Below are 10,426 nucleotides of genomic sequence, written 5' to 3' on the forward strand. Positions count from 1 at the left end.
GAAGTTTTGCTCCTAATTATTGCTCAATTGCCAAACTCGATTGTGCAACATGACAGAGTTGAGTTATGGGGTTTGGAGTTGTTGGCACGTTAAGCGTTTTCGCATGATTGTTTAACTGTGCTCTGTCAGATAGTGGTTGGGTTTTATGAGTTTCGAGTTGCTGGTTGAGTTGGGTGTTTGGCAACACTGTTGGTAATTCAGGAGGTATCGAAGCAATAGTTTAGAGCAAAATTTCTTTTTCATGGGCGAATCAGAACCGAAGCACCGCTTCGCAGTCTGATGAGGTGGAGTCAGGGACGACGACAGGGCCTCACCTTCAGGGATGAATAGTCGCCTCTGAATTTAGCGGTTTTACGAAAACTATGCTTTGGTGCCGACGATTGCCACTGGTTCGGCAGCTGCTTAACTGGATTGTGCAATATGGCGCACAAAAAGGATAAATTGAAAAAGGTTTAAATATGGCTTTTGGAAGAAGAAAACTAAAAAAGGTACGGCAAGATGCTGAGTTGGATATCACATCATTTATGAACTTAATGATAGTGCTAGTACCTGTATTGTTGTTGAGTTTAGTCTTTTCACAAATACGCATTTTAAATATTCAATTACCCGCACAAGCAGAAGGGGAAAGTGAAGCTGATCCTGAGCAACAGATACTTGAGCTTGTAGTTAACGAGCAGGGTTTTACTCTAAATTATCCAAGCAATGTTATGCTCAAAGCTTTTGCCAAAGAGGCTGATGGCAGGTATCCGTATCAAGAGTTGTCTGAATATTTACAAAGTTTAAAACAAACGTTCCAGCAGCAAAAAATAGACAAATCAGACATCGTTTTACTACTGGCGGAAAATACCGACTACCAAACTATCGTTTCAACCATGGATACTGTGCGTTCGTTTAAAGCGGTGGTGGCGGCTAATTTAGTTGATGCTGAGCTGTTTCCAGATATTTCATTGGGTGATGCACCCACTAGCCAGTCGGCTGAATCGACTGCAGAGGAGTTGTAATTATGCGTGTATCAGCAAAAGTACGTCGGCAAATAAAACACAGAAAACGTAACGCCGCAGGGGCTAAATTAAATCTCGTTTCATTAATGGATATATTCACCATTTTGGTATTTTTCTTGATGGTTAATCAGTCGGAAGTGCGGGTGCTGCAAAATAATAAAGAGCTCACTCTACCTGCTTCTGTGGCGGAATCTTTGCCGAAAGAAAATATTACGATAACGGTTCAAGCCAACAAGATCCTAGTGCACGAAAGATTAGTCTGGCAGGGCAGGGACAAACAAGCTGCGTTAACAGAGCTGGATAAAATTAAACAAAGCATTGAACAAGAGCTTAAGTTTCATTTGGATAAAAAACTGCAAAACGGCAGTATAAAAGCGCCAGAGTCAGGCTGGCCTGTAACTATTTTGGGTGATGCAACAACTGAATACGCTCTGTTAAAAGAAGTGATGGCGATTTGTGCTGAAGTTGGTTACCGTGATCTATCGCTTGCGGTTGAGCAAAAATCTAAACCTGTTCAAGCGAGTTAAGAGGTCTGGTTATGACAACAGCAAGCATGCAAATGGAATCACAGTGGTTAGCAAGTGGTGGTTATTCTGACAAACTGTTTAAACAAATATTGGCGGTATTATTTATTGGATATTTTGTGGTTGCGGTTGTGGTGCCAAATATTGAAGTACCTGAGTTAACCCGCGAGCAACAAACACGTTTACCACCACAATTAGCAAAAGTTGTGTTAGATAAAAAAATACCACCAAAACCTGAACCAGCACCGCAAGAAATCGTAGAAGAAAAACCACCCGAGCCAACGCCTGTCGAGAAAAAACAAGCAGCAAAAGCGGCAGCAAAAAAAGTTGCGCAAAAGGCGGGTTTAGCGGCAATGAAAGACTCGTTATTTGCACTGCGTGATGCGGTAAAAGTAGAGCAACCCAAGCAGCCGCTAAAACAGGGCAAACAAAGTCAAACTGAGTTTAAACGGGATATGTTAGATGCCGCTGCCGGTAAAAAAGCTGTGATTATGCAGCAAGCACAAGTGGCAACAGTGGACGCTGCTGAACCAGCGGATGCTGTGCCAAATCAACAAATGCGTTTAGCACAAAACGAGCAGTTACAAGACTTAGGTTTATACGGCAATGATGAAGAAAATATAGCGGATGAAACATCTGAAGGCGGCGAGTTAGCCAGCCGTTCAGAGCAAGAAATTCGTCAAACCTTGGAAGCGCACAAAGCAAGTTTGTATCAATTGTATAATAGAGCCTTGCGTAAAAATCCTTTATTGGCGGGTAAAGTTGTGTTTGATATGGTGGTAACCTCGACAGGTGAAATTAGCCAGGTGTCTATTGTCAGTAGTGAGCTAAATGATGCTAAATTAGAACGACGTTTAATGATTAAACTTCGTGGTATTCAGTTTGCCAGCAAAGACGTGGCTGATACCGAAACTCAATGGACAATAGAGTTTTTACCCAGCTAATAATGGTCAGCATAGGCAGTGTTCTGCTCAGTTAAAGAAGGATATGAAATGACAAACAAGCAAACGCCAATAAATTTAACTCAATATGTAGTTAACGCTTTTTCGTTCGGGCCTTTTACAGGAAACCCTGCTGCCATAGTACCGCTTGAAAGTTGGATCGATGATGAATTAATGCAAAAAATTGCCGAGCAGAATAATTTATCAGAGACTTGCTTTTTTGTCGAAGAGCAAGGGCAATATCATATTAGATGGTTTACCCCAGAAACTGAAATTAATTTATGCGGCCATGCAACACTTGCGTCAGCTTTTGTATTGTATGAGCATTTATCTTATTGCAAACCACTGATTACTTTCACCTCAAGATCAGGCTTGTTGCAGGTTGAAAAAAATCAGTATGGCTATGGGCTCAATTTTCCCAATCAAATGCCTGAACCTGTACCAATGCAAGATGACTGGTTGAACTGTTTTAATATTAAACCAATAGCCAGTTATCAAGGTGAATATTTAGTTTTAGAGTTCGCTAGCCAACAACAAATAGTCGAACTGAAACCGAATATTTTGGCTTTGACGCAAATAGCCGAACGTTTTGTGGTAGCCACAGCCAAAGGCGATGATTGTGATTTTGTGTGCCGTTTTTTTGCGCCGCAATGCGGAATTAATGAAGACCCTGTAACAGGCTCAGCTTATACGCATTTAATTCCATTATGGGCCGGCAAGCTAGATAAAATGAGCCTGTATGCAAAACAGCTATCTAAACGAGGTGGTCAATTGCATACAGAGCTTAAAGGCGAACGTGTTATTATCAGTGGTGAGGCATGTTTGTTTAGCCAAGGTACTATCCGGCTATAGTCACTAAAATATTACGGTTGGGCCACCAGTTTACTGACCAGGCGTATATAGTTAAATTCATCTTGGCTAGTGTCAGTTAATTTTACACTTATATATGTTTGGTGTATCTATCGTTCTGATAAATAGACTATTATTTTTGCGGCACGAACTATGCCTAAGTCTAGTTTCATATAATAGTTTAACTGTGAGGTAAGCATGATTAAGCGAATTCAGTGCATTCTTGTTGCAACTATTTTCATTTCATTTTCTCAATTGGCTAGTGCAACGCTAATTAGTGGGCAAATAGATAATTCGGATCATTTGGCTGTAGACGTAACTGGCGGATTTTATTACGACCTTTTTGAGGTCACAGCGGGTTCAACCACAGATATCGATTTCGATGTAACCAGTGATGGGTGGGGCATATGGCTAGCTTGGGGTGACATGAGCTTACCAAACTGGCCGATAGGATCAGACACACCTTATAATGATATGTCTTATGGTGTGGGTAATGGAAGCACGACTTCGACCGGTATCTTTTCACCCGTCTTTACAGGGGAAATATTCCAAATTATTGTTACAACTCAAGCGTATAACCCAACACTCGCTGGTGCATACGAATTAGAGATTAGCGGTGATTTTTCTATTCAACAAATTAATAGTGTACCTGAGCCTAATTTAACTTGGTTGCTAGCAATTATGTTGATGTTAGGTGGTCGAAAATACGCTTTGCGTTACTGCTAAATGTCAATTTGGCCTTTCCATGTGGTATTGATTTTCAATACCACATTGGTGCAGGTGTTCGCCTATATCAATTAGATGAAACACTTCTAGTTCTAAAATATCTAGAATTTGCTCGCTGTACAGTTTCCATTCAAAATCTAAATGAGTTTGGCCTAGAGTGCTAGGTATTTCTAATATATGCTCAGCTAGTTTTAACACTGACAATAGTTGTTTTTCGTAAAATGTACCGGTATTAAAAATTGCTTGGCACGAATGATGGTAGGCTAAGACATTGCATACATCGTGCGATAACCCCCAAGATTCAGCAATCATAAAGCTGAGTAATTCATGTGATGTACCGAGCCGCAGTTCTTCAGCGGAAGCTATATTTATATTCTCGGTGCAGTAGGCTTCTTCGATAATGCTTGGATACTGCTTATGCATACTATAAATGAGTGCCATGCCAGCATTATTAAACATACCAATAGAATAAGCTTCATCACCAACATCTAAACGCAAATGCTGGCATATTACCATACAGGCTTCACCTAATTGTGTAGATGTATCCCAAATGGCATTGATAAATGGATCGGGTTTATTATCACCAACGTTATATCTTAACAATATGCTCCGTACCAATTGAACGATTCGTTTTGCACCTAGAATCATACAAGCTTGTTGCACACTATCTATTTGACGAGTGAGTGCGTATACAGGTGAGTTGACTACTTTTAACACAAAACCAGAAATAGCAATGTCTTTGCTAATCAAGTTGGAGATAGCTTTAACATTGGGTTCACCTGTGTCTAACTCAGCTTGCAATGCGAGCAGTAAATCGGGACGAGGCGGTATGGTAAAACCTTTTAACGCAGCTTCAATTTTTGTTTTATCGATAGGTTGAGCCAAAATAAATTTCCTTTTTCGGTTCTAGTTCGAAGGTAAGTTAATTCTTTTAAGCCTAGATCAATAATGGCGTTATCGACAAACGATAACGCCATTTTTTACACATTTTCCACCGGATTTGAGATTGGTTACTAATTAAAGGTTGAGCAATAATTTAGAGCAAAACTTTAATTTCTGACCAATATGCTGAAACGAAATAAGAACAGCATAACTAACGCAAAACCGCTGTGAATACTTCCATGTACGCTTCGCTTTTTCATCCCTGAAAAAGAAATTTTGCTTTTAGTTATTGCTATTCTTCTTTCTTAGCTATTTATCTACAGAAACTTCCCACACACTTACGCTGCCAGAAATTTCATTACCAACTATTAATAGTGGTGTGCCAGTTGGGCTGTTTGCTGCATCGACAAATTTCATGCCCTCAGGTGCTAGGTCACCAGTAATGTCTGCATCTTCAACTAAGCCACGGTTTATTACGTAGTTAGAGTAGCTGACATTGTATGGGTCGGTAATGTCATAAACGAAAATGCCGCCCATGCGCTCCAAGCCGATGAATGCGTATGTGCGTCCGTCAATTTTTCCGATTGCCAATGCTTCTGGTTCTGGGCCTTTTGCATCTGAACGAGTGTCGCTTTCGTTAACATCTTCATCGTTGTTGAAAGCTTCGCCATGCATCAATGAAGTGTACATTTCGAAATCATCACCTGAATCGAATACTAAGTTACCCATTTCATCAAAAATTGAGAACGAACGCGCACCGTATGCGTATAAGTTTTCGTATTCATCGTTAGCTGCGTTGTAACCAAGTGCAGTGGTTACTTTTAAACGGCCAAAGCCATCTTTACCGCCATTTTCATCGAAGATAGCTTGCAAATCAGCGCTCAATGGTGCGATGTCGTCTAAGTCTTTGATACGATATTCTTCTAGATAAGAGAAACAAATTTCTTCACCGTCATCAAAATCATATAAACCATTTGGATGCTTAGTTTCACATGCTTGTTTGTTTTCATCTTCTACGCTGCCGCCTGACAATGCATCATCAATATATTCACGCGCATCACCTTCATTCGCAGTTACTACATAACTTTTACCATCAACTGTGTAAGCTGCAATTGTATCAGGTTGGTACATGCCATATAGGTTTTCGTAGTTTTTCAGCTCAATGCCAGAGTCTTTGTCTGAAACATCGATTTTATACATGTTCCAGTTCTTAAAGCCTAAACCATAAATGGTTTTGATTTCTTTGTTGCTTAGGTCAATCACAGCCATTGCGTTGTTTTCTTGCATAACTGCAAATGCAACTTTGTCGTCACTGCTAACAGCCACGTACTCAGGCTCTAAGTCTTGGCTTACCGATGCGCCATTTGGGTTTGCAAACTTAACACCTTGGCTGACCAACATATCTTTCTTGTTGTCGTAATCTGCAAAATCTAAATCTAATGCTTGGTTGGCAATTACGCCATTTGCAATCATTATGATTGAGATTGAACCTTCTGGGTCAACAGAATAATCGTCTGATGGTTCACCTTCGTTTGCCACTAGCACTTGCGTACCTGCGTTATTGAAAGTCACCATATCTGGTAGATAACCGACTTCAACTGCTTTGATGAAAGCAGGCGTCGCACCTGAGATATCATAAAATGCGATCTTGCCTTTAGTGCCTGTTTCAGCGGCCATAGCAACTGCTAATAGTTCTTCACCGTCGTGAATGGCTATGCTGTTTGCATCACCATCAACATCATCATTCACTTTTAACGTGTACATGATGCTTAAGTTTTCATTGTTGATAACACCTTCAACATCTGCGGTTAATGCATTGGCATCCACACCATTTAAATCGATAACTTCAACCGTTGCTTCATCGCCAGAGCTGTTAATTGCATAGATGTAGCCAGTCGATTTTTGGAATGCAACAATCTCAGCTGCGCCTTCCGGTGATTGTGGATTTAATACCACACGACCAACAACGTCCATGTTGACTTGAACGTCGCCTTGTGGCATATCAGCCTGATCGTCGGTAGAAATTTCTAAGCTACAGGCCGATAAACCTGTGAGTACTGCAGCGCAAAGTAGTGATTTTTTAAACATGTTATTTTAACCATCTTTTAGACTATTTATGATGGTACAACACGTTAAATGACCGTAGTGACAGCTAGATTACGCCAATATGACAACTTGGTTAAGCTGAGTATAAAAAGGGCGCTTTAGGTGCGCCACTTCAGTTTATTTTCGATATGACTTTGTACTTGTTGGATGTTTTCTTGTTTAGGTGCAACGTAAATGACATCAACTACTTCTAGGCGTGAAGCTTTACTTTGCATTTTCCCGTCTGCTATATGTTGCCAATCTAACTTGAGGTCAGCTTTAGGCATCACAAAAATATTTACTTGTCCTTGCTGTCCATCAACCACTAAATGCAGTGCGCGAATGGCTTGCATTTGGCAATAGTTAGCAGAATAAATATGACCGATAGAGTCGGTAAATTCAGCACCATAACCCGCTAGCTTAGCATTGACTTCGTTTAGCGGCACATCCAAATCCAACGAAGCATGATACATGGCATCATCATAAACATGTTGCATTGCTAGTTGGTTGATATTAGTGAATTCTGGCGAAGTGCTTAGTTGGCTAAAACCAATTCCAATTGCAAATGCAACGGATGCAGCGGTTGCCATATACCAAGTCATTTTACTTTTTTGTTCACGTTTATGTTCTTCCAGACTTTGACGCAAGATAATGCGACTTGCAAGGTCTTCTGGAACATCCACTTTCATGCATTGCTCAATGTTATTTTCTAGGTTTTGCATGTCATCTATGAAGCGTTTCTTACCAATATCGGCTTGAGCTGCTTGTTTGATTTCATCATCCAAATGTTTTGGATCTGCAAAAACTGTGCGTCTGAATTCTAAATCATCCATTCGCGGACCTCTCTAGCGTCGAGTTGTTATCCAACGCTTCTTTCAACATATTTCTCGCTCTAAACAACCTTGTCATCACAGTATTCTTATTTAATTCCAACAAGTTCGCTATTTCTTCTCCGCTAAAACCCGCAACAACCTGCAATACTAATGGTTCTCGGTATTCTAGTGGCAGTCTGTTGATTTGTTTGTTAAGCCAATATTGCTCAGTATCTGATTCGACATTTGCACTTTTGTCCAAAATGTTCGGCTCATCAAACTCACTCATATCAAACTGTTTTCGCTCAAAACGTCGAGCATTTTCGCGGCGCAATATGGTGATTAACCAAGACTTCGCGGCTTTTGCATCTACCAAGCTATCTAAGCTTTTCCATGCACGCAGGAAAGTTTCTTGTACCACGTCTTCGGCGATGTGTTGGTCTTGAATTAGCCAATACGCGTAGCGGTACAGATCTTTATGATATGCACTGACCAAAGCTTCGTATTGGCGCTGTTTTTCTCTCATGTCAGATAAGACCGACATATTGTCAGATTTATTTCGAGAAAATATTTTCATTTTTGCCCGCTAAGGATTTAAGTTAGTTAACTGCGGTTTTTTCTCAACTAAATGTTGGTTGCGCAGTTTAGTTAGAGCATTTTTAAGTTGTTCGCTTGACCAACTGCTTGGTGTTTTACTATAGCGGCTTGCCTCCATTTGGGCCAGTTGTTGATTTAATTCAGGATCGTTAACATGTTTGATCAATTTAGCCAGCACTTGGTGGCTGTGAGTATTGAGTAGCAAATTTAGCCAAGTTTGTGCATGGCGGCGAATTAGGTTGGTGTCATTTGACTTGAGTGCTTTAAGCAGTTGCTGCCAAGCGAGTTTTTCATCACGAGTGTCAGATTTTTCTACCGCCGCTTGTTTATGGTTGTCACGCTTTTTCATCAATAACAATGTTAAAGTGATTAGCCAACTAATTATGGTTAAAATAGCGAGCGCCCATACGATTGGGGTTGACCAGCTGGCCGGTTGTGTATTATTTGCGGTATTTTCAGTTAAAGTTGCTTTGTCCATTTCAACATCAGAAGTATCGATACATTCAATTGCGTCTGTGCCGTTGTTGACTGTTGGAGGCACAACTTGCTGGCTTGGGTTTGCCACCACTTTAATGGTTTGTTCGGCAATGGTGGCTGTTTCCATTTTTTCTCGTTTAGTGTTCCACCAACTTAGCTGAATTTCCGGTAGAACAAATTCGCCCGCTTTGCTTGGGACAATTGCCGCGGTTTCAATGCGTTGGGCGATAATTTGGTTATCGCGCGAGCTAGTATGAGTTTGGGCCTGATCGGGATAAACCTTAAAGCTATCTGGATAGTCAATTTGTAATTCAGGCAATTGCTCGGCACTGATATTTAATGCGGACAAGGTGATTGTTCGAGTGATTGGTTCGCCAACCGGATATGTTTGTTGAGGCGGGGATAACTCATCGTTAAGCATAACCAGCTCAGAAGGCAACCAATGACCTGCGTAATTGTCAGGAATTGGTTTAACATCTAATGTTAGCGATGGGCCCGTACGCGTTATGGTTTTAGTTTGATTAAAGAAAAATTGACTGCGTCGACCATCAACAACTTCGCCTTGAAATAACGGACCATCAATCACAAATTCACCGCTGCGTTGCGGGGTGATCAAGTAAGTACGCTCTATTACTCGGTAACGTCGGCCATTGACTAATGTCTCGCTTTCTTTATCTTTGCCTTGTTGTTCAACGAGCGCACCAGGGATTTCAGGCTGGGTGAGTGAGCCGCTGTTTAAGTTAACCCCAATAAATAATTTAGCTGTGTAGCTTACCTGTTGTTGTAGCCACACAGAGTCAGCAGAAAGTTGGGCTTCAATGTATATATCTTTGTTTTGAGCTTGCCCTTGTTGGTTTGGCCTTCCAACAACCTCAAGTTTGATCGGTGTTGAACTTGCTCCATTGTAGCTAAATGCTGGAATGGTAAATGTACCTTGTGCTTTGGGGATTAATCTTGTGGTAAAACGCGTTTCTCTAGTGGTATCAAAGTTCACCATCCGAGTTTGCTGGCTAACGGATGTCCCTAACACTCTGAAGTTATCTTCAAGTACGTTAAAGTTAAAGATTGAGCTATCGACTTTATCATCAACAGTAACAACCAAATCGATTGACTCATTGAGCACTGCTGGGTTTTGGCTGACACTTGCAACCACTTCTAGTGCATAAGATTTAGCTAACGCAATTAAGCTTAAACTAATTAACAAGCATGTTTTTTTAATTGTTACCAAGGCTGTGTTACTCCTGTTGGTGCTTGAGAACGACGTCGTTGTTGATATTCAAGTTGCATTTTTCTGCGTAATAAATACGAAGGATCATCATCTACTTTATTTAACAATTTACGCATAATTTGTTGTTGCTCTTGCTCGGCTCTTTGTTCTTCAGTCATTGGCTGCATAACTTGCTGCTCGCCATTTTCATCTGACTCTTCGCCATTTTGTTGCGCGTTTTCGAGCATTTTTTGCAACTGCTCTTGTTTATTCTTTTCAGCTTGCGTTTGTTGGTCTTGCTGTTGTTGGCCATCTTGCTGTTGTT

General features: G+C 40.8%; 10 protein-coding genes and 1 pseudogene. 5 read left to right on the plus strand and 6 right to left on the minus strand.

Going from position 1 to position 10,426, the window contains the following annotated elements:
• Nucleotides 1-458: 458 nt before the first annotated feature.
• From DS2_RS18795 to DS2_RS18815, 5 genes are all read left to right on the plus strand, one after another.
• Nucleotides 459-1,001, plus strand: coding sequence for a biopolymer transporter ExbD (locus DS2_RS18795; protein WP_035016609.1), 543 nt, complete (start codon nt 459-461; stop codon nt 999-1,001).
• Nucleotides 1,002-1,003: 2 nt separating this feature from the next.
• Nucleotides 1,004-1,528 carry an ExbD/TolR family protein gene (locus tag DS2_RS18800; RefSeq protein WP_035016610.1) on the plus strand — a complete coding sequence of 175 codons (525 nt, stop codon included), beginning with the start codon at nt 1,004-1,006 and terminating at the stop codon, nt 1,526-1,528.
• Nucleotides 1,529-1,539: 11 nt separating this feature from the next.
• Nucleotides 1,540-2,469, plus strand: coding sequence for an AgmX/PglI C-terminal domain-containing protein (locus DS2_RS18805; protein WP_051480024.1), 930 nt, complete (start codon nt 1,540-1,542; stop codon nt 2,467-2,469).
• A gap of 48 nt (nt 2,470-2,517) precedes the next feature.
• On the plus strand, nt 2,518-3,318 hold the full coding sequence (locus DS2_RS18810; RefSeq protein ID WP_200870165.1) for a PhzF family phenazine biosynthesis protein: 801 nt from the start codon (nt 2,518-2,520) through the stop codon (nt 3,316-3,318).
• Between the two features lie 195 nt (nt 3,319-3,513).
• Nucleotides 3,514-4,041 (plus strand): hypothetical protein, encoded by a 528-nt coding sequence (locus DS2_RS18815; RefSeq protein ID WP_035016611.1) that lies wholly within the window; start codon nt 3,514-3,516, stop codon nt 4,039-4,041.
• Between the two features lie 3 nt (nt 4,042-4,044).
• On the opposite strand, the gene DS2_RS18820 is transcribed toward DS2_RS18815, so the two are convergent.
• From DS2_RS18820 to DS2_RS20615, 6 genes and pseudogenes are all read right to left on the minus strand, one after another.
• A complete protein-coding gene (locus DS2_RS18820; protein WP_035016612.1) occupies nt 4,045-4,926 on the minus strand; it encodes an HDOD domain-containing protein in 882 nt (293 codons plus the stop codon).
• Between the two features lie 306 nt (nt 4,927-5,232).
• Complete coding sequence (locus DS2_RS18825; RefSeq protein ID WP_035016613.1) at nt 5,233-7,011, minus strand: choice-of-anchor I family protein; 1,779 nt, start codon at nt 7,009-7,011, stop codon at nt 5,233-5,235.
• A gap of 116 nt (nt 7,012-7,127) precedes the next feature.
• Nucleotides 7,128-7,841 (minus strand): DUF3379 family protein, encoded by a 714-nt coding sequence (locus tag DS2_RS18830; RefSeq protein ID WP_035016614.1) that lies wholly within the window; start codon nt 7,839-7,841, stop codon nt 7,128-7,130.
• Nucleotides 7,834-8,397, minus strand: a complete 564-nt coding sequence (locus DS2_RS18835; RefSeq protein WP_035016615.1) for a sigma-70 family RNA polymerase sigma factor — start codon at nt 8,395-8,397, stop codon at nt 7,834-7,836. The genes DS2_RS18830 and DS2_RS18835 overlap by 8 nt, the downstream gene beginning before the upstream one ends.
• 9 nt (nt 8,398-8,406) lie before the next feature.
• Complete coding sequence (locus DS2_RS18840) at nt 8,407-10,122, minus strand: BatD family protein (RefSeq protein WP_051480025.1); 1,716 nt, start codon at nt 10,120-10,122, stop codon at nt 8,407-8,409.
• Nucleotides 10,116-10,426, minus strand: a pseudogene (locus DS2_RS20615) (hypothetical protein); the annotation flags it as partial. The gene DS2_RS18840 and the pseudogene DS2_RS20615, both read right to left, overlap by 7 nt.

The sequence above is a fragment of the Catenovulum agarivorans DS-2 genome, assembly GCF_000568405.1.
In the GTDB taxonomy this organism is placed as follows: domain Bacteria; phylum Pseudomonadota; class Gammaproteobacteria; order Enterobacterales; family Alteromonadaceae; genus Catenovulum; species Catenovulum agarivorans_A.